Origin of the sequence: Octadecabacter sp. B2R22, from assembly GCF_018861045.1 — a bacterium.
Lineage (GTDB): Bacteria > Pseudomonadota > Alphaproteobacteria > Rhodobacterales > Rhodobacteraceae > Octadecabacter.
Genome location: NZ_JAHKQJ010000008.1, coordinates 17,135 through 36,436 on the forward strand (window position 1 = coordinate 17,135; position 19,302 = coordinate 36,436).

General features: G+C 54.3%; 16 protein-coding genes. 1 reads left to right on the top strand and 15 read right to left on the bottom strand.

Annotated features, from left to right (window positions below; translation table 11 throughout):
• Positions 1–110: 110 nt before the first annotated feature.
• The 15 genes from KO486_RS12350 to KO486_RS12420 all read right to left on the bottom strand — a co-directional run bounded on the left by KO486_RS12350 (position 111) and on the right by KO486_RS12420 (position 18,721).
• Positions 111–4,232 carry an SdrD B-like domain-containing protein gene (locus tag KO486_RS12350; protein ID WP_252734752.1) on the bottom strand — a complete coding sequence of 1,374 codons (4,122 nt, stop codon included), beginning with the start codon at positions 4,230–4,232 and terminating at the stop codon, positions 111–113.
• Between the two features lie 608 nt (positions 4,233–4,840).
• Entirely contained in the window at positions 4,841–5,701 is an 861-nt protein-coding gene (gene rfbD, locus KO486_RS12355) for a dTDP-4-dehydrorhamnose reductase (protein ID WP_216037592.1), read from the bottom strand.
• The gene (gene rfbB / locus KO486_RS12360) at positions 5,698–6,753 is read right to left on the bottom strand and encodes a dTDP-glucose 4,6-dehydratase (RefSeq protein WP_216037593.1); all 1,056 of its coding nucleotides are present in this window, start codon (positions 6,751–6,753) and stop codon (positions 5,698–5,700) included. The genes rfbD and rfbB overlap by 4 nt, the downstream gene beginning before the upstream one ends.
• A 13-nt stretch (positions 6,754–6,766) precedes the next feature.
• Complete coding sequence (rfbC, locus tag KO486_RS12365; RefSeq protein ID WP_216037594.1) at positions 6,767–7,315, bottom strand: dTDP-4-dehydrorhamnose 3,5-epimerase; 549 nt, start codon at positions 7,313–7,315, stop codon at positions 6,767–6,769.
• Between the two features lie 102 nt (positions 7,316–7,417).
• The gene (locus KO486_RS12370) at positions 7,418–7,636 is read right to left on the bottom strand and encodes a hypothetical protein (RefSeq protein WP_216037595.1); all 219 of its coding nucleotides are present in this window, start codon (positions 7,634–7,636) and stop codon (positions 7,418–7,420) included.
• A gap of 152 nt (positions 7,637–7,788) precedes the next feature.
• Entirely contained in the window at positions 7,789–9,711 is a 1,923-nt protein-coding gene (locus tag KO486_RS12375; RefSeq protein ID WP_216037596.1) for an acyltransferase family protein, read from the bottom strand.
• A gap of 76 nt (positions 9,712–9,787) precedes the next feature.
• Entirely contained in the window at positions 9,788–11,329 is a 1,542-nt protein-coding gene (gene xrtD / locus KO486_RS12380) for a VPLPA-CTERM-specific exosortase XrtD (protein WP_252734754.1), read from the bottom strand.
• A 378-nt stretch (positions 11,330–11,707) separates the two neighbouring features.
• Positions 11,708–12,376, bottom strand: coding sequence for a GntR family transcriptional regulator (locus tag KO486_RS12385; protein WP_216037598.1), 669 nt, complete (start codon positions 12,374–12,376; stop codon positions 11,708–11,710).
• 15 nt (positions 12,377–12,391) lie between these two features.
• Positions 12,392–13,603, bottom strand: coding sequence for a 2-isopropylmalate synthase (locus KO486_RS12390; protein ID WP_216037599.1), 1,212 nt, complete (start codon positions 13,601–13,603; stop codon positions 12,392–12,394).
• Positions 13,604–13,627: 24 nt separating this feature from the next.
• Positions 13,628–14,503, bottom strand: a complete 876-nt coding sequence (locus KO486_RS12395) for a dioxygenase (protein WP_216037600.1) — start codon at positions 14,501–14,503, stop codon at positions 13,628–13,630.
• A gap of 18 nt (positions 14,504–14,521) precedes the next feature.
• Positions 14,522–15,829 (bottom strand): TRAP transporter large permease subunit, encoded by a 1,308-nt coding sequence (locus tag KO486_RS12400; protein WP_216037601.1) that lies wholly within the window; start codon positions 15,827–15,829, stop codon positions 14,522–14,524.
• A gap of 3 nt (positions 15,830–15,832) precedes the next feature.
• The gene (locus KO486_RS12405) at positions 15,833–16,456 is read right to left on the bottom strand and encodes a TRAP transporter small permease (RefSeq protein ID WP_216037602.1); all 624 of its coding nucleotides are present in this window, start codon (positions 16,454–16,456) and stop codon (positions 15,833–15,835) included.
• A gap of 21 nt (positions 16,457–16,477) precedes the next feature.
• Positions 16,478–17,566: a C4-dicarboxylate TRAP transporter substrate-binding protein gene (locus tag KO486_RS12410; protein ID WP_252734756.1), complete on the bottom strand. Its 1,089-nt coding sequence runs from the start codon at positions 17,564–17,566 to the stop codon at positions 16,478–16,480.
• A 22-nt stretch (positions 17,567–17,588) separates the two neighbouring features.
• Positions 17,589–18,047, bottom strand: coding sequence for an OsmC family protein (locus KO486_RS12415; protein ID WP_216037603.1), 459 nt, complete (start codon positions 18,045–18,047; stop codon positions 17,589–17,591).
• 14 nt (positions 18,048–18,061) lie between these two features.
• Complete coding sequence (locus KO486_RS12420; protein WP_216037604.1) at positions 18,062–18,721, bottom strand: malonic semialdehyde reductase; 660 nt, start codon at positions 18,719–18,721, stop codon at positions 18,062–18,064.
• A gap of 124 nt (positions 18,722–18,845) precedes the next feature.
• On the opposite strand from KO486_RS12420, the gene KO486_RS12425 reads away from it, so the two are divergent.
• Positions 18,846–19,232 carry a YciI family protein gene (locus KO486_RS12425; RefSeq protein ID WP_216037605.1) on the top strand — a complete coding sequence of 129 codons (387 nt, stop codon included), beginning with the start codon at positions 18,846–18,848 and terminating at the stop codon, positions 19,230–19,232.
• The last annotated feature ends 70 nt before the right edge of the window (positions 19,233–19,302 follow it).

Sequence of the window (19,302 nt, forward strand, 5' to 3'; positions counted from 1 at the left end):
GTCAGATTACCAATGAGAACCTGTAATACGGCACGGTTTTGGTTCTAACCGACGGGGGCTCCGCCTATGTCAGTCGCCCGAGCCCCGGGCGACCGGCATTTGTAAACTGCTTAGCAAATGCAGTCATAATCTTCAAAGTTGATGGCAACGATGAACGGTTGAACGTTCAAAGGATCTGCATCACCCGGATCGACAATCAACCCGACCGTACCACTGGCTGATGGTGTGAAGCTGTCGACACCCGCGTCAAATGCACCTGCAAGAGCGAGCGCACCGTCCAGAATTTCTTGGACACCAGAAAGGTCGGTGTCGTCGAAGGAATCGTAGCTAACCAACGAAGCGTCAAAGTTGTCAGCCAATTCCCATACAGCGAACTGAACTTCCCAACCCGAGGAGCCCGTGTCTTCGAAGTTCTGGTCAATAACCCAGTTGATCAAATCCAAGTTCTCGGAACCCGCCAAACCGTTCGCGTTGCTAACGGTCAGTGGATCGAAGGCATCCAAAGCTGCGACGCTTTGTGATCCAAAGAGATCACCGATGTTATCAGGCCCGCCATGCCCGACGGTGACTGCGGCAGCAGCAAAGTCGAGACAATAGGCTTCTTCGAACAGAACTCCATCAAGGCGAGCGTCGCCCGTATCGAGGAACCGCAAGTCATAGGCAAACTCGGGGAATGGGTCACCAGCATCACCCGCATATTCCAGTTCGTATGTGCCCGACGTCGGGAAGCTTGCAAAGAAGCTGTCCAGCGTATTCGCATCGCCACAGAACGTCACAGCGACATTTGCGTCCGCTGTATCTGTCCCGTCAGACACCGTATAGCTGATGTCCTCAAGCGCGCTTTCACCGATATCAAGGCCTGCGTAAGCAGCCTCTCCATCAAACACCAACTGACCACCCACGAGGGACACGAGTGTGCCTTCGCTGGTTTCAATCGCCGCGCCGCCTTCAACGATGGCTTGGCCGTCCACAGCAGTGATCGTCAAGGCATCACCGTCTGCGTCTGTATCGTTGGCCAGAACGTTAAGGGTCAGTTCCTCATCAGCGCAGATCATACCTGCGTCGTCGGCTGGCTCTGGAGTGTTATTGGCAACCACGACACCTGCATCAACAGTGAGGTTTTCTTCACCGATTGCGAGGCTATAGGTGCCCGTACGACCCGTAGTGGTATCGGCGTCGCTGTCGCCCGCATCAGCACCTACATCTTGGTCGGTGAACACGAAGGTATCTTCGATGTCGAAGCCGACGGAATAGTCGCCCGCGTCAAGGTTGTCGAAGAGGTAGAGGCCCCCACCAGCTGTTGACGTCGTCGCAATCGCGTTGCCGTCTTCGTCATATAGGGTCACGTCAACGTCGTCCAAACCGACTTCGCCTACGTCCTGCTGGCCGTTACCATTGGCATCGATCCAAACACGATCACCAAGGCTTGCCGTGCCGGGATCTTCGACGCCTGCATCGTTGTCTTCAGATGTTTCACCAATCGTCAGGGTGATGCCTGTGATGACACCAGTGTCGTCAACATCGCTGTCATTGGTGTCATCGCCGTTGCCGTTCGGATCGTCTTGCGCGACGAATTCCTTACCCGAGGCTTCGGTCGCGAACATAACACCGTAAGTACCCGCAAGAAGGCCAGCGAAGGTGTAGTTGCCAGTGCTGTCAGTCGTCGTGGTGATGACGTTGCCACCCGCATCCTGCGCAGGGTTACCGTCTGCATCCAGCAAGGTCACCAAAGCGCCGGCAATGCCGGGTTCGCCGTCATCGACATCATTGTCGTTCTCATCACAGAAGTAGCGACCAGAGAGTGCCGCTGTACCCGGATCTTCGACGCCTGCGTCGTTGTCCTCGGATCGCTCGCCAACACCGAGTGTGATTGTGCCGGTAGACCCGGTTGTCTCGTCCGCATCGCTGTCGATCGTGTCATCCCCACCGACGTTGCTGTCGACCAGAACTTTACCGTCAACGTCCGTCGGGAAGGTAACCGTATAATCACCAGCCTTCAGGCCTGTGAATTCATAGTTGCCATCCGCATCGGTGACCGTTGTGTCACCGTTGGACAAGGTAACTGTGACACCCGCAATGCCCATATCGCCTGCGTCATCAACAGAGTTGTCGTTGTTGTCCATGAACACACGACCCGCGAGGGATGCAGTGCCCGCATCTTCGACACCCGCGTCATTGTCAGGTGTGTCTGCGCCGGACACGACAACAATGCCTTCGATCGTGGACATGCCACCACCAACGTCTGTCGCGTCGCTGTCGATCGTGTCGTCAGCACCGACATTTGCATCCACAAGCGTCAGGCCAGACACGTCATCGGTGAACTTGACGCCGTATGTGCCGGGGGCAAGATCGCCGAAGGAATAGCTGCCGTCGGAAGACGTTGTCGTGGTGATCCCTGTCCCTGTGCCGTCTTCATTCAGCAGTTCAACAGTCACGCCCGCGACACCGGGTTCACCGTCGTCTACGTCGTTGTTGTTTTCATCGATGAAGTAACGACCGGAGAGCGACCCAAGGGGTGGCTCTTCGCCCGGCATAAAGCACAGATCATCCACAGCGCCTGATCCAACCAGATTGATAACCATGCTGTCCACGTCTTGCGCGTCCAGTTTGATCGTCTGAATGGAGTTGTCACCCGCTGCAGGGATATCAACTGTCTTGATCAGGTTGCCGTCTTCGTCGAACAGATCAATCGTGCCACCTGCTTCTTCGATATCCAGCAATTTGATGTCGTGAATGTCGGACGGATTGTCGAAGTCGAACGTGATGGACCCGCCGTGTGCGTTGTCATCCGGATCAGAACTGTCGTTGTCTTCGGAAATGATGATGATGTTGCCGAGGTTGGCAAAGCCAAGATCGTGATCGCCGCCGGTCGGGTTGGCGGAATCAAAGATCATCGCATCGTTTTCGCTGTTTGCATCATCGCCTGCGCGCTGTGCCACAACAGAGAAGCCGTCAAACTGCGTGCCAACAGTGGCGCCCGCTGCCGCACCGCTGAAGTCTTCCAGCTGGAAGCCGTCAGGGCATTTCTCGCCGTCTTTGCACAGTTCGATTTTGTCGATGCGCACGAATTCACCCGCATCACCGTCCGCATGAATGCTGACGACATCACCGGGATTGATCTGAATATTATCAAGCGTGAAGTCGGAGAAGCCGCCGTTGTTGCTGCCGCCCCCATTGTTGTCCTGGTCCAGTTCAATAACGCCGACAACAACACCGTTCACCTTTACGGTCAGTGTAGATTGGCCGTCGCTTTCGTCTTGTGCGCGGATGGTCAGGTCATACTCACCTTCCATACCGTTGAACGTGGTCCAGAGTTTGCCTTCGCCACCCGCACAGTTAAGTTTTACCAGCTTGTTCTCAGAGGCTTGGCTGCCGCAAACTGTTTGGAAACCCCATTCGTGCATGTCTTCGGCTTCGATAACGATGCAGGCCGGATCGGTTTCATCGACATCTTTGACTTTGACCCAAAGAGCCTTTGTATCGGTGCCGCCGTTGCCGTCAGACACTTCGATTGTGACGTCATAGATGTTGTTGCCGTTGCCGTCTGTCGGTGCCTCGTAGTCAGGGCCCGCGATGAAAGAAAGCTCACCAGTCTGCGCATCGATTTCGAACGCCGCCGCATCCGCGCCACCGATGATTTCATATGTCAGTGTGTCGCCATCCGCATCGGTCGCGTTGACGTCGATCACGAATGTTGTGTTTTCGTCGATGCAGATGATGCCGTCAGCGGGAACATCTGTGAAGGTGGGTGGTGTATTGGCGGGCGCATTGGATCCTGCACCAAGGCAGCTGTAATCAACCCAGCACCCTCTGACGTTACATGTTTGTGCGATGGTCAGCTCAACACCTGCGGGTGGAACGTTGCCATAAAATGTGAAGAAGTCATCGCCAAGGCCAGGTGCATTGTAGCCTTCGACCTCGATTTCGATCAGATAATAGGTCTGTCCGTCAGACCCGTGCAGCACATGATAGCTTTCGGCATACATCTGGGAGCCGACCCGCTGGCCGTCTACAGTGGCTTTCTGGCCGGAAGAGTCATTGGCGTTTTCATTATTTCGGCTATCGCCAGACAAGGAACTGTCGTTGTCCCATGTGGACATCGTGACAGATGCAGACCCGGGCATGGTAAATGAATCGCCACGTCCCAAAGAGTTTCCGTTACCGGATCCTGCACCCAGAAGGTCAGCTTCTGTAAATGCGGTCCATTCGTGCTTTGTATATGTAGATGTCATACCGTTCCCGTTCTTCATGCTATCGCCAATGGCAAAGATGCCACTTAAAATTGGTGAAATGCAGGATGACCCGGAATGGTGCGGTCGTTTGTTTCAGGGGGGGGGGGCAGCAATCGCGTATGCGTAATGGCCCTAAATAAGGCCCACACCCCCCCCTGAATTTTTTTGTCAGGCTGTTCTAAATAGAACCCGCCAGACTTTAACAAAGCTATACACGTTAAACCGAGGTCAATTCCTCACTCTTTACCCACTGAAGGACCTTAACACTATTTCGACAAACTTCGGCCATAATTTAATAAAAAGTTAAATTTCCCTAAGGTAAGAGGCAGTTTGAGGTCTGGCTGTTTCCGTATACTTATCAATAACTCACTTGATAAAACATTGTTTCCAAACACCTACGGGCAAGATGTCGTCGAGGGTCAAAATTTTCAATTCAAGAGTTATTTTTGATGCCGTCACTCAACCTTAAGCATCGAATCACATCTTTGACGCCGGCAAATACATTTGCGGTATGCAGATTGTAATTTTTTTCTGGCTGAATGTGCTTTTCTGCCGTGTTTCAATATACAAAAAACCGATGCAGCAGTAGCCGACCTAATGGCAAGATGTCAGTCTAGGTCCTGCAAAACACGGTCCAGTTCCGCCCGCCAGTCTGGTCGCGCTATCCCGAACACATGTTCCAATGACGTGCAATCAAGCCGTGAATTGGCGGGGCGCATTGCAGGTGTCGGATAGGCCGTTGTCGGGATATCATGAACGCTGACAGTTAGATCGCTGGCAGAAAAAATGGCGCGGGCAAAGTCAGCCCAGCTACAATCCGGCGCGCCAGATATGTGATAAATACCTGATTTTTCATTATTTTTTCTAAGCTCTTTTGCGACGGTTATACAGGCTTGCGCGATGGCGCCTGCAGGTGTGGGACCGCCTATTTGATCAGCAACAATACTGAGTTCGTCACGCTCTGCTCCCAGACGTCGCATGGTTTTTACAAAATTCGCCCCGTGGGCCGAAAACACCCAAGACGTGCGCAAAATCGCAAATAAACCCCCTGCCCCGCGCACGGCGTTCTCGCCCGCCAATTTGCTTGCGCCATAAACACTGGCCGGTCCGGTCGCATCATCTGGATGCCAAGGGGCTGTGCCCGATCCATCAAACACGTAATCCGTCGACAGATGCACAAACGGGATGCCCGCGGCGGCGGCGCTTTGCGCCATTTCACCCGGTGCTGTCGCGTTCAGCGCAAAGGCCGCGTCGCGATCGGTTTCAGCGGCATCAACGGCCGTATAGGCGGCGGCATTGATGATCCCATCAACAGACCCTTGGGACAGCGCGGTTTCAATCGCGGCACTCGCCTGTCCTGCTTTCAGCAGATCAACGCGGCTTCGGCCCAAAAGGACACAATCCGCACCCAAAATCGCGCCCAGTTCCTGCGCCACCTGCCCGTTTTCACCAAACACCAACCACGTCATTTTGACACCGCAGCATCTGTTTTGCCCAATCGCACACCGACACCCTGACGCGCCTGCAGGGGGCGCCACCAGTCTTCGTTTTCAAGATACCAATCCACCGTACGCGCCAACCCTTCACCAAGGGTAACAGCGGGCTTCCAGCCCAGTTCGGTATGGATGCGCGTCGCATCAATGGCATAGCGCGCATCATGGCCCGGTCGGTCGGTGACATGGGTGATAAGATCCGCGTGGGGCGCATGATCGGGGCGACGCTGATCCAGCAAAGCGCAAATACGATGCACCAGATCAAGGTTTGTCACTTCGTTCCAGCCGCCCACGTTGTAACTGCGCCCCACTTCGCCTTTGGTCAGAACCGTAAGCAGCGCATCAGCATGATCTTCAACGTACAGCCAATCGCGCACGTTTTGCCCTGCCCCGTAAATCGGGATCGGCTTGCCCGCCAGCGCGTTGAGGATAACAACGGGGATCAGTTTTTCCGGAAAATGGTAGGGGCCGTAGTTGTTGGAACAATTGCTGGTGACAACGGGCAACCCGTAGGTTTCACCCCAAGCGCGTACCAGATGATCTGAGGCTGCTTTTGAGGCGGAATAGGGACTGTTTGGCGCATAAGATGTGTCTTCCGTGAACAGCCCCTCAGCGCCCAATGTGCCAAACACTTCATCCGTCGAAATATGGTGAAACCGGAACGCTTCAGGTTTGCCCTGTGCAACCCAATAGGCACGCGCAGCTTCGAGCAGGGTGTAGGTTCCGGTGATATTGGTGTCGATGAATGTACCCGGACCGTCGATAGAACGATCCACATGGCTTTCGGCCGCCAAATGCATCACCGCGTCTGGCGCATGCTCCGCGAACGCTGTGTCCAAGGCGGCGCGGTCGCAGATGTCCGCCTGCACAAAAGCGTAGTGAGGACTGGTTGCAACGTCGGCCACATTTTCAAGGCAGGCCGCATAGGTCAGTGCGTCCAGATTGACGACATCATAGCCCTGCGACACCGCAAGACGCACAACGGCCGATCCAATAAAACCGGCCCCTCCTGTAATCAGAATTTTCATCCGTTTTGGCCTTTCAAATTACAAACGGGCTGTCGAAATCAGCCAACGTAGGCGCTACCTCGTCTTTGGCACTTAAAACCGGGGTGACGTCCATAGGCCAGTCAATACCGCAACTGTCCCAGCGCACGGCCCCGTCTGCATCCGCATTGTAAAAATCAGTGCACTTATACACGATCTCAGTATCATCGCTCAGGGTCATGAACCCGTGCAGAAAGCCGGCAGGAACCAACAGTTGGCGGCCATTCTCAAAGCTCAACTCCACCCCGACGTGATGCCCGTAGGTCGGGGATCCGACGCGAACATCAACCGCCACGTCAAACAGGGCCCCGCGCCCGCAGCGCACCAATTTTGCTTGGGCATGTGGCGGCGCCTGAAAATGCAACCCGCGCACGGTGCCTGCCGTGGCAGATAATGAATGGTTGTCCTGCACAAAATCGATGTCCAGCCCCGCTTCCGCCATGCGCGTGCGGTTCCAGCTCTCGCTGAAAAACCCGCGCGCGTCGCCATGACGCGCAGGGGTCAGGATAATCACCCCATCAAGGGCGGTCCGTTCCAAATCCATTTGCGAACTCCGTATTTAAAAGATGTGATCCTGCCATATGCGATTAGACGCAGATGACCCACCCCCCTCGCAAAAGTAGGTCACACGTCGAGGGGCGCACCGTCAGGATGCATAGCGATAGGTTTGCGCCAACATAAAGGTCGGCTGCGCTTTTTCAGGCGGGTCAGCCTTAGCGACACTTGGTGCCGCCTGTACGGCTGTTTCGCGCAGGTACACATCCATCGCGAATTCCAGCACAAGGGCAACATCCGTCAGCCCCAATCCTTCAGCCTCATCGCTTAGGGCCTGTAAGTCTTCAAACAACGCGTCTTTCAAATCCATATATCTGCTCAATCATACATTTCTTTTCTTTTTAGATTGGCCGACCTGTGGCTATACGGAAAGTCTTGATTGCTGCATTTCATCAAAAGGCCTCTGTGTGTGGGATGCTTGCACCGCAGGAACGGGAAAATATGCCACGTCTCTCTTGAGAGTCATAGATCACGGTCAACGGTTGCAAAAGCGTCTTCGAACACGTCCGACATAACGTGGGACATTCCATCCGCAAGATGATTGCCGTCCGAGAACATCGGCTGGTCCTGATAAAGCCCACGACAGATCCCGTCATCGCAAAATGGATCGATGATGGAAATCCGCACAGCCCCGTCGTCTTCGGCCGCATCAAAGATCGGGTAGAGACTTTCAAATTCGGCGCGGTGGTCTGCAAGGGACGTGTCCAAGGGGAGGTCGTAACCAAAGGCTCGGTTTTTTGCCAACCGTGTGGGGACATCGCCCGGGGCTGCGAAAAACGGGTCAACAATAACCACCCGTTTGCCCAAGCCAGTGAACAAGCGCACAGTTTCGCGCAATTCAATTGAAAACCCGTCCAGCAATTCATCTCCACTGGTCCAGCGCCCCTGACGACGGTGTCCCTGTGACAAGGGCTGCCGCCAGATTGATACCAAAACAACAGTCTCTATTACTGCGTTATTCTTTAAAAAAGTGGCGGCTGCATCGGATTGTGCAACACAACGAGCGCCCCCCATGTTCAATACCGGCAAGCACCCCGAAGCGAACGAAAAAGCCGCTGAGCGGTGTTCACGCGACAGCCATATATCGATGGAATGCGCAAATGCGTTTGCATGACTGTCCCCGAACACAAGCATGTCAGGCTCAGCTTCAGGTGCGCCCAACAGACAGACAGGCGCGCTGTTTTGCAGACTATTTTCGCAGTGTTTGAATTGCTGGGCAGTGTCTGTGGTGAAAGCAAGGGCTGCGATGCTGTCGGATGGAAAGCGCCGTGGCGCGCCATCCTGCCAGAACACCGTCATGCCGAGTATCACGAGGGCCGCGACACTGCCGCCAGCGGCTGCCAAAAGATATCGGGGGCGGACAAAGACCCGCCCCTTACGGATTGGCTGTTCTATTGCAGCATAGATGCCCCATGCCAGCAAGAAAGACAGCCCAAAGCCGCTCAACCGCCATATCAGCGTGAAGTCAGGGACATGTTGCTTAAACAGGATAAGAACCGGCCAGTGGACCAGATAAAGCGGGTATGAAATTTTCCCGATCCAGACCATCACGGGGATCGACAAAAATCGTGTGACGGGTGCTGTCGTATTCAATCCACCAATCAGTAAGAACGCCGCAGCCAAAGCCGGCAACAGGGAAAACCAACCAGGCACACCAACATAGGGAGCGTGTAAGTACAAACCTACACCCAAGACTATCAAACCCAGATATCCCGCAAACGTGGCGACCCACTGACGGGTCAGCGGATATTTCATCACCCCCAACGCCAATGCACCCCCCAAACCCAGCTCCCATGCTCGAGTCGGTAAAAGATAAAAAGAGGCTTCCGGTTTCCAGGACGTCCCAACCAAACCCAATAGAAAGGACAACACCGTTACAACAACCACGGCCCACAACAGCCAGCGATGATTGATCTTCCAGACCAACAGGCAAAACAAAGGAAAAATGAGGTAAAATTGCTCTTCGACCGCGAGGGACCACATATGGAGCAGCGGTACATCGCCGGTATGCAGCCCAAAGTAGTTCACACTGCGCCAGAAATAGAAATTTACGACGTAAAGCTGGGACAGCACCGTTTCCAAGGCCAACTCGCGAAACATATCGGGAAGCAACAGAAAATAACTGGCCGCAAGATACAGCAGCAATGTCGCCACCATGGCCGGATACAACCGTCGCACACGACGATACAGGAACGTCCCAAACCGGAACGTCCCCGCTTCCAGATCTTTGGCAATAATGGCCGTAATCAAAAAACCTGAGATGACAAAGAAGACATCAACACCGATAAAGCCCGCTTTTCCAACGGACAGAAGATCAAAATGAAAGACCGTAACGAGGAGAACAGCAATCGCACGTAAGCCATCGATATCACGCCGGTAAACCATTTTACGCTCCATTGGAAAACAACATTGGACCCAAAGGACCCCTTTGTCCGATTGGCCGCTCAAGACGATAAGCCCTTTAGTTCGTCGGAATGAACCGAGGGAGCGTGTCCTGCACAGATATCAGGACGTCGCGCAGGCGTGCTTCTGCAACCTCGTCGCCTTCTTCGCGATCAATGAGCGTAGTTAAACGCACTATCGCTCCGTCCGTGCGGCCGGTCGTGATCCCGTCCATCATCAGCCAGTATTTAGCCATGACATCTGATGCGATGCGGCGGTCGCGTTGCTGGAACCAGTAATACACCATCATGCGCGTTTCACCCTTCTGGATGATCGCGCGGTTGATGTTGAACTCCGTATCGGTTCCAACCACTTGGGTAATGTCGGTCCGCTCAAGCCACGCAATTTCCCAGCCCGCACCAGGCAGACAAATCTCGGGACTGTGCACACCGCCTTTGCTTTGATCATCATACCACGCCATGAACAATCCCACGGGGAGTGCCTCACCCGGTTTGGACAGGTTCACCTGATGGTAGTCGTCCGCACCAAGCGTCGAAACCACAGCGGGCTCTAGCGTTTCGCGCAGCCCGATCTGACGCCACTCCCCGATCTGACGGGGGAACTGTTCAAAACGATCCCGGACAAGGGTTCCACCACCCCGTTCAGGCATAAGCTGCACCGCCGTGACGGCCATCAGCATAACCACAGCCGTTGTGATCATTGCGACAGACGGGCGGACATACTGCACCCGCATGGCCTGTTGACCCAGACCGTCTGTGTCCAGATCTAATGCCTCTACCAAGGACATCCGCTTGGGCTGCAAAAACAACAACACCCATGCCAAGCCGAACAGAATAACGATACAGATCAGAAAGATGACCCAGCCTTCAAAGAAGTGCGAAAACCCGTCGAGCCATCCGACACCGTAATGTTGCACGATGATCCCGGCGACTGCGATCCGCACCGAGTTCATAAAGATTGCGATCGGGACAGCCGCCAGAAGCAGCGTCACCTTATGCCAGACAGGACCCCGATACAGCGTCGCGAAAATGTATGAAAAGCTCATGATCGGGAACATGTAGCGCAGACCAGAACAGGCCTCGGCGACATGAAGCTTGAGGATACCCAGATCAATAATGTTGCCATCCAGAAAGACCGGCACACTGGCCAGCTGCAAGAACCAGACACCCAATTCGGATGACACCATCTGCAAGGCTGTGGTGATCTTGTAATAGATCACGCCAGGCAGGGGCAGCATGTAAACCAAATGGACGACACCGGGCCAGAAATGTTTGCCGGTATCCCACCCCCAGCTCACCAATAACACACCACCAACCCATAGGATCAGCGCATAGGCTACGATATCGCCAATGTTCGCCAGTATCCCCAAGGCGCCCATCAGAATTGAAATCACCACCAAAATCACACCGGGCCAGCGATTGCGCGCCACGTCCGGATTGATCGGGTAATCCTTAAGCTGTTTGAGGAACAGAAACGCCGAAAGCACCGGGATCAGGGGGCCGTGGCTGTATTCGGGGAGTTGCCAAGCCTCCAAAAGCGCATCGATACCATTGGCAAAAAAGATGCCGGCCCCGATGACGGCCACCAGGAACCAGAACATTCCCCATGTGGCGATACTGGCAAATCCTCCAGCTAAAGCTGGTCGTTGAATAAATGACATTAATCTACCCTAGAAACAAAAGCATCAAATCCTCGCAAACCTATGACAGATTGGCGCGAATATTGCTATGCAACCATGCCCACCTGACAAAATTATGATGAAAGCTTGTCGCCTATCGGCACAATCAGCACCTGAGGCCGCTATCGTTTCCAGCCGCGGCTTTAATCTTTACACTGACCAGGTCGGACAAACCGTAAAGGTGCGCACGCGAAATTATCCAAAGGGGCGCTACACGGGCTCTCTAGCATCTTGGTCCGAATGTTCGGACCCGATGAAAGGCGGCGACGCTTGAGTAGAGATCAAACACGAGAACGACGACTACTTAATGAACGCCTTTAGGAACGCGCCTGTTGTTTCATAGTGGGACCGCAGAAGGTCTTCGGCGTGGTCGATGTCTCCGGCAATGACGGCGTCTAGGATGATGCGGTGTTCGTCCTCTACTTTGCGGCCCTTATAATCGATTGAGCGGCCAGCGATGAACCGGTAGCGGATGTTGAGGTCGTAGAGTTGATTACAGAACCGCAGCAACAGCGGTGAGTCACAATTGCCGATCAGGGCCATGTGGAAATTTTTGTGTTCACGTTCGAAATCGTCGGATTTGGATTGTTGCAGGCGCGACATGCGGTGATGGATGATGACAAGACTTTCGATCCAGTCGTCTGATTTGTTTTCCATGCTCTGGCGCAGCGCCATACCCTCAAGCGAGCATCGCAGGCGCAGGATTTCAGCAAAGTCTTCGCTGCTAGTGGCCGCCGCGCTAAAACCGCGCTGTTCATGGCGCACGACCAGTTGGTCGGACGTCAAAAGGCTGAGGGCCTCTCGAATAGGAGAGGCCCCCGTGCCAAGGATTTTACGAAGGTGATCGATCTTCAATTTCGTGCCCGGGGCCAGCTCACCGGTCAAGATCAGGTCACGCAGTTTGCTATGGGCAATCTGGGTGGCCGAACTTTGCGACGTCGCAGGGTCTGATAGGGCACTAATATTCATTTGAAGAGTCTAATCTCACTTCGCTCTGAAGGATGCAACGATATTGGCGAATTCTTCGTCTGTCAGAACGTCGCGCTTAGCAATGCCTGTGGACTTCACCTCGGCGAGGACGTCGCCGATCATATCGTCATCCATTTCGCCAAGGCCCATTTCACCCAGCTTGTAGATGATAGACGCTTTGCCGGACTTCTTGCCCAGCACGACTTCACCGATTTTACCCGTAAGGGCGGGGTGCGTTGCGAACATGACCAGTGGGTCGTTCATCACGTAGTTAATGCCGATACCGGATTCACGGATGAAGTTGCCGTGGCCCAGAACAGGTTTGTTGCGTGCAATCGGGATGTTGGATTTTTCAGCAATCATCGCCGCGAGCTCAGGAATTTTGTCGAGCTTGTACTGTGTGTCGTAGCCATACAGCAGGTGCAGGCCCATCATCAGTTCCTCAAGCGCAGCGTTACCTGTGCGTTCGCCCAGACCGTTTGCACAAGAGTGCACACAGACAGCGCCAGCCGTCACAGCGGCCAGTTCAGTCGCAACACCCATACCGAAATCGTTGTGCGTGTGGATTTCGATCGGCAGGCCAGTCATGTCGTCAACCCAGTTGACCATGTGCTTGATGGCTTCAGGCGTCGCACAGCCCATGGTGTCCACGATGCCGATGGAATCCGGCGGGGAGTTGTCCATGATGTATTTGCACAGGTTTTCCATGTCGGACTTGCGCGCGCGCGTCGTGTCATATGGGAAGAACAAGGCGTGCAGCCCGTTTTCGCGGGCGTAGTTGATAATAGGTGCTGTTTTCTTGGCAACGTCTTCCCATGTCCAACCAAACTGTGTGACCAATTTCGGGTAGCCGATTGGTACTTCGATCACGACGCCGTCTGCGCCGCATTCCAGCGCAAGGTCGATGTCTTTTTGCATCGCGCGCGCGAACGTAAAGATCTTGGACTTCAGGCCCAGTTTGGAAATCTCTTTGATGGCCTTTTGATCGTCCGGGGACACGGCTGGCATCCCTGCTTCGATCCGGTCCACGCCAAGTTCGTCCAGCTTGGTCGCGATTTCGATCTTGTCGTCGATGGAGAACACAACGCCTGGTGTCTGTTCACCGTCACGCAATGTCGCGTCGTGGATTTCTACTTTTGGTGGCAACTTCAGGCCTTCGCGAACGGAGGGTTCGAAGTTGTAGGGACTAACCCACCATTTGCCGTCTTCTTTATATGTCTCGCGCATATTCGTTTCCTTACGTGTCAGTTGTTAGGGGGTGTCAGATACAAGGACGAAATCGAAATCAACCTTGAAATATGGGATTGTGACGTTCCGCCCGACTTCCAGATCATCTGGGAGGGCATCAATGTCGGTGGTTTCTACGTAATCCATGATGAGGTCTTCGCGCACACCGAACACCGCGTCCGAATTCAGGTGCGGATCGCCGTTGGAAAAGACTTCTGTGACCAGTGATTTGTACCCGTCAACCTGAACGATGAAGTGCAAGTGGGACGGGCGCCACGGGGTGCGGCCCGTCGCGCGGAACAATTCGCCCACGGGGCCGTCATCAGGGACTTTGTAGGGTGCGGGTTTTACCGTCGTCATGGCATAGCGCCCGTCTGCGCCTGTCGTCATGGAGCAGCACAGGTTGAAATCATCCTGACCGCCGTCTTGCGAATAATAGAGACCGTTTTCAGCGGTCTGCCACAGTTCGATCACAGCGTTCTTGATGGGGTTCCCATCTACGTCTTTGACGAAGCCTTCGATCACGACCGTATTGCCGTCGTTGTCCTTTTTCAGGTCCCCACCCACAGGCAGCATTGGCGCGCCCACGGAGTGGAACGGCCCAAGCACGCTGGACGATGTACCCGCATGCTGGGACCCGATCATGTCGACCAAGGACGACAGCCCTGTCACGTCGGAAATCAGCACGAATTCGTTGCGTTCTTCGTCCGTGATATTGCCTGCATCGGTGGCGAATTTCAGGGCGCGGGCCCATTCGGCGTGGGTCAGCTGGGTTTCTTTAGCAAAGGCATGCAGGTGTTCAACCATGCTTTTGAGCACGAACATGGTGCGTGGGTCGGTGTCATCGCTGCAGTAATCCAGAAAGGCCTGCGTGATGGTGTCGATGGTCACATCTTTCATGTGTGGCTACTCCTGACGTTAAATAAGGGCGGTGGAAAGGATGGGAAACCGGATCAGAACGATAAGAACCAGCAGCATAAGGAACGCGAACGGAAGCGAGCCCAGGAAGACATCCTTTAGGGTGATGGAGGGATCATTCAGTGTGCTTTTGATAACGAAACACGAAATCCCCAGTGGCGGTGTCAGCAGGCCGATTTCAGCCCCGATGACGGTTACAATGCCGAACCACACAAGGCTAAGCCCCATGCTTTCGATCAAGGTGATGAACAGCGGCACGACGATCAGAATGATAGATGCCGTGTCCAGCAACGTGCCCAAGACCAGCATCAAGGCCACATAGATCAGCATGATATGGAAGAACGACAAATCCCAAGTTTGCAGCAGTGCATCCAGTTGGTTTGGAAGACCCGCGTAGCCGAGCATGCGGCTGTAGAACGATGCCATCGTGATCAGCAACAAGATCGCTGCCGTAATGTGGCCCGTTTCAACAAGCGTTTCCCAGAAGTCTGCCCAGCTCATGGAGCGGCGCACAAGGGCGACGATCAGCGCAAGCGACGCGCCAGCGGCGCCCGCTTCTACGGGTGTTAGCCAGCCTGTGTAGATGCCGCCCAAAACAAGGAAGATCAGCGACAGCACGGGCCATGATTTGCGGAACGTTTCGCTGCGCGCCATTGCGGGCAGGCCTTCGGCGCTGATGTTTTCGCCGATATAGGACGGCCATACCCGCGCCATCACGAAGATCGCGGCGATGTAAACGCCCGTCAGGATCAAGCCCGGGATGATGCCCGCAAGGAACATATCGCCCACGGATTGTTCGGCCACAAAGGAATAGATGATGAGCATCGCAGAGGGCGGGATAATCATACCCAGCACCGATGACCCTGCAACAACACCCACAGCAAAGCGTTTGTTGTAGTTGTAACGCAGCATTTCCGGCACGGAGATTTTGGTAAAGACACTCGCCGAGGCAATTGAGGACCCTGTGATCGCGGCAAACACCGCATTTGCCCCAACCGTCGCCATGCCGATCCCTGCCAGCACTTTGCGGCAGGCCGAATTTAGAACGTCGTAGATATCGCGCCCCAGCCCTGCCCTTGAGACAAGAAGCCCCATTAACGTGAACAGTGGAATAGTGGCGAAGTTATATTCGGTGACCCCATCGCCAACGGCGACTTTGAGGAAGTTAAAGGCAAGGATAGATTTGCCAGACATCAGCCAGATCGCCCCAAAGGACACGAGGCCCAAAGCGATCGGGATATAAAGCCCGAGGTAGACCAACACGACGATGGCCAGAACCGAGAGCATACCAATTGTAAGTGGATCCATGATTTAGACCTCGCCGCTTGTTTGGGCGGTGACGTGACGTGGGTCAGCGTCGCCTAGAACGGCTTTGAAAAAGAAGAGAATGCCTGCCCATGCGCAGCCAAAGGCGATCGCAAGGCGAACAGGCCACCAAGGCGCTGTCAGAATGCCGGGCGTGCCGAAGTAGTCACAGCGACCAAGGGCGGTTTTGAAATCGACCCAGAATTCCCCCGTCGGAGGGGTGCCAAATTCGGGCGGCGTGAAGAAGTGACAACTTTCAAAAGCATGTGTGAATTCCGGCCAGACGGTCCAGACGATCAGGCCCATAAAGATACAGGCGACCCCATCCAAGGCGCGCGCCAACGCGTTTCCGAACCGTGGTTTCACCACCCGCATCAACCCCAAGAACCCGTCAGAGCGGGTCAACCGCCCTGTGCGGACAACGTCAGGCAGTTGCAGGAATACGATCAACGCCAACGAGAAGATAACGATCTCGATCACGCCGCGCAGCGGTGCATTGAAGAAGTTGCGCGATATGACATCAACATTCATAATCGCGACCAACGCCAGCAGCACAAATGCGCCGCTGACGTTCGCGAGGATGGCGATCTTGACGACCACTTTCTCAATATTTCGCAAGATTGCGATCATCGTCAGACCCTCCCCTTTTGCTTAGTTAAGCTCTGCGGCCCAATCGCGCAGTGGCTCAGCGCCAGCTGCACGCAGCTTGTCCATGTAAGCGGCAAGCATCTCGGAACCAGGGGCACCCGTCGCATCAAGATCAGCAGCCCATTCGGCAGCGATGTTTGGCATGCCTTCGGCCCAAGCCTGACGCTGCTCTGCGCTCAGCTCGACGACTGTACCGCCTGCTTCGACATAGGCTTCAAGGGCAGCACCTGCGCGGTCCATTGCGATACCAGCGATATGATCGCGGTATTCGATGGCCACAGTTTGCAGCACCTCTTTGACCTCATCAGGCAGACCAGCCCAAACATCGGCGTTGACGGTCACGGTTTTGGAATTCACTGCACCGAAATCCGTTTGCAGCATGTAAGGCGCAACTTCGACAAAGTTGAAGGTTCCCGCAGCTTCCGGCCACGTCATCGCCGCTTCAACAACGCCGGTTTGCAGCATGTTGTAGAAGTTCGGCAGGCCGCCTTGAACGCCAGCAGCACCTTCGATGCCTTCGAGGTAGCGCAGGTTATAACCCGCACCCGCAACCTTCAGACCTTCGACGTCAGCCAAAGAGTTCAACGGAACGGAAGCAAAAAGCTGGTAAGTGTCCAGAACAACGCCCGTCGCGAGGTAAACCTGATTTTCCGCCGCAAGCTCTGCCTGCATCTGTGGGAATTCACGGGCGATTTCATCAACCGCTTGTGCCACGACGCGCGCATCAGAGGACACGAACGGAGTGACCGCAGAAATACCCTGAGATGGCAGCGCGGAGTTGTGGAAAATGGTCGTTACGATGCCGATATCGCCAAGACCCAGCTTGATGCCCTCCAACACCCCGCGTGGTTTCACGATCTGGCCGCCGTAGGCTTCCATCCATTCGATTTCGTAGTTGCCGCCTTCGGCCAGCAGTTCATTCACCCGTGGAATGAAAAAGCCGGAAAATTCAGCAACCCACATGGAACGATCAGGATAGCCATCGATGGCTGTCAGGTTGATCGTTTCCTGAGCCGAGGCGGCTCCTCCCATTGCGCCGGTCAAACCGACCGCAACGCCTGCCGCGAGGGCAACTCTTCTTGTAAAAGTCATAGTCTCTCTCCCTTAGTTTTAGTTAACCGGCTTTTTGCCAGTCCTCGTTAATCACCGTACCGGCGCTTCGATAAAGTTTCGAAAGCGCACAATATTTTGCAGTCTCCAAGGCCACTTGCGCCAGTTCCTCCTCCGACGCGGGGCCATCTGCGATGATGGTTAGTTCAATTTTCTCGAACGGGTTGTCGAGTTCTTCGATCAGCATAACGCCAAGCTTATTGAGCTGGCACTTCACCGTGACGTCGAGGTTCCCTATCTCGATGCCAAGTTTCGCCGCGCATTTTTGACCGATCGTATTTGTGCAACCTGCAAGAGCCGCCAGCGCGGTTTCTGTGGGCGAAAACCCCAGATTGGTGCCGTGGCGTTCCTTTGGTTCGTCAATCAGCATAGACACATCGCGGGTCGTCACCTTGGCCAGCGAATGCGACAGGCAATCGGCTTTGACAGTGGTGGTCACGGTGGTTTTCATCTTGATCGCCATGGTTGGTCTTTCCTTTAGATGATTTCGCAAACGTCATCGAAATCGAACCGCGGCAAGCGCTGGAACAGGGCCTGTTCGTCGGCGTAACCGATGTTGCACAAGAAGTTGGATTTCAACGATGTGCCCTTAAAGAACACGTCATCAACCATTGCATTGTCGAAGCCCGAAATCGCGCCCACATCCAGGCCAAGGGCCCGCGCGGCGATCATGAAATACGCGCCCTGCAATGTTGAATTGCGGAACGCTGTGTCTTCGCTGTGTTGCAACTTGCCTTCAAAGTGCGGGCGGCGGTCTTCGTGGGGGAACAGCTTGGGCAGCTGGGTCCAGAAATCCAAATCATAGGCGATGATCGCGGTCACAGGCGCGTTCACAACTTTCGGCACGTTGGCCGGTTTCAAAGCACTGGCGAGTTTATCTTTGCCTTCGGGCGTGCGCACAAACACAAAACGCGCCGGGCATGTGTTCATGCTGGTCGGGCCCATTTTTGTGATGTCGAATATCTTATGAAGAAGATCGTCGGAAACGGGTTTGTCGGTCCACGCATAGTGTGATCGTGCATCGGATAAGATCAAACCGATCTCATCTTCGTTCAGACTCGAGATCTTGCCACGCAATGCGCGAACGTCTTCCTGTGCGCCGCGGCGTAGGTCTTCGAGTGATGTAGCTTCTGACATGAGCCCTCCCAGATTCGTGTTTTGTCAAAAGTGTCGTGATTTTTGCCTCTTGTCCAATAAAATCGATTTTTTATTTGCTACGCCCCTTCGGACGGGTAAGGTCACATCAAAAGGGAGAGACAAAATGCCAGCATGGAATGACTACAAATCAGAAGCAAAATCACGCGGAGCGCTTGCGATGGAACTGTTTGTGGTTCGATCAAAACCAAATGGAAACATGGGGTTAGTGAAAGAAACATTGCCAGAGCACCTCGCCTATCAAAAGGAGATGGAATCGGCAGGATCGTTGTTTCTGGCAGGTCCTATTTCTGATGAGACCGGCGAGCTGATGGAAGCGGAAGGCATGATCATTTACCGCGCTGCGGACATCGATGCGGCCAAGGCGATTGCTGATGCTGACCCGATGCACTCCAAAGGTGCGCGCAGCTATGATATTCGTAAGTGGTTGGTAAATGAGGGTAATTTGAATTTCTCAGTCGCGCTGTCGTCACAATCTGTGCAGACAAAGTAAGCTTAGTAAGAAAATATTAGCGATATAATTGAAGTAATTGCAATAATATCGATTTTATGAAAACCATGGG

Excerpts from the sequence above, each read along its gene's own strand:
- KO486_RS12350 (WP_252734752.1), bottom strand. The coding sequence starts at position 4,232 with ATGACATCTACATATACAAAGCACGAATGGACCGCATTTACAGAAGCT.
- rfbD (WP_216037592.1), bottom strand. The coding sequence starts at position 5,701 with ATGACGTGGTTGGTGTTTGGTGAAAACGGGCAGGTGGCGCAGGAACTG.
- rfbB (WP_216037593.1), bottom strand. The coding sequence starts at position 6,753 with ATGAAAATTCTGATTACAGGAGGGGCCGGTTTTATTGGATCGGCCGTT.
- rfbC (WP_216037594.1), bottom strand. The coding sequence starts at position 7,315 with ATGGATTTGGAACGGACCGCCCTTGATGGGGTGATTATCCTGACCCCT.
- KO486_RS12370 (WP_216037595.1), bottom strand. The coding sequence starts at position 7,636 with ATGGATTTGAAAGACGCGTTGTTTGAAGACTTACAGGCCCTAAGCGAT.
- KO486_RS12375 (WP_216037596.1), bottom strand. The coding sequence starts at position 9,711 with ATGGTTTACCGGCGTGATATCGATGGCTTACGTGCGATTGCTGTTCTC.
- xrtD (WP_252734754.1), bottom strand. The coding sequence starts at position 11,329 with ATGTTCTGGTTCCTGGTGGCCGTCATCGGGGCCGGCATCTTTTTTGCC.
- KO486_RS12385 (WP_216037598.1), bottom strand. The coding sequence starts at position 12,376 with ATGAATATTAGTGCCCTATCAGACCCTGCGACGTCGCAAAGTTCGGCC.
- KO486_RS12390 (WP_216037599.1), bottom strand. The coding sequence starts at position 13,603 with ATGCGCGAGACATATAAAGAAGACGGCAAATGGTGGGTTAGTCCCTAC.
- KO486_RS12395 (WP_216037600.1), bottom strand. The coding sequence starts at position 14,503 with ATGAAAGATGTGACCATCGACACCATCACGCAGGCCTTTCTGGATTAC.
- KO486_RS12400 (WP_216037601.1), bottom strand. The coding sequence starts at position 15,829 with ATGGATCCACTTACAATTGGTATGCTCTCGGTTCTGGCCATCGTCGTG.
- KO486_RS12405 (WP_216037602.1), bottom strand. The coding sequence starts at position 16,456 with ATGATCGCAATCTTGCGAAATATTGAGAAAGTGGTCGTCAAGATCGCC.
- KO486_RS12410 (WP_252734756.1), bottom strand. The coding sequence starts at position 17,566 with ATGACTTTTACAAGAAGAGTTGCCCTCGCGGCAGGCGTTGCGGTCGGT.
- KO486_RS12415 (WP_216037603.1), bottom strand. The coding sequence starts at position 18,047 with ATGGCGATCAAGATGAAAACCACCGTGACCACCACTGTCAAAGCCGAT.
- KO486_RS12420 (WP_216037604.1), bottom strand. The coding sequence starts at position 18,721 with ATGTCAGAAGCTACATCACTCGAAGACCTACGCCGCGGCGCACAGGAA.
- KO486_RS12425 (WP_216037605.1), top strand. The coding sequence starts at position 18,846 with ATGCCAGCATGGAATGACTACAAATCAGAAGCAAAATCACGCGGAGCG.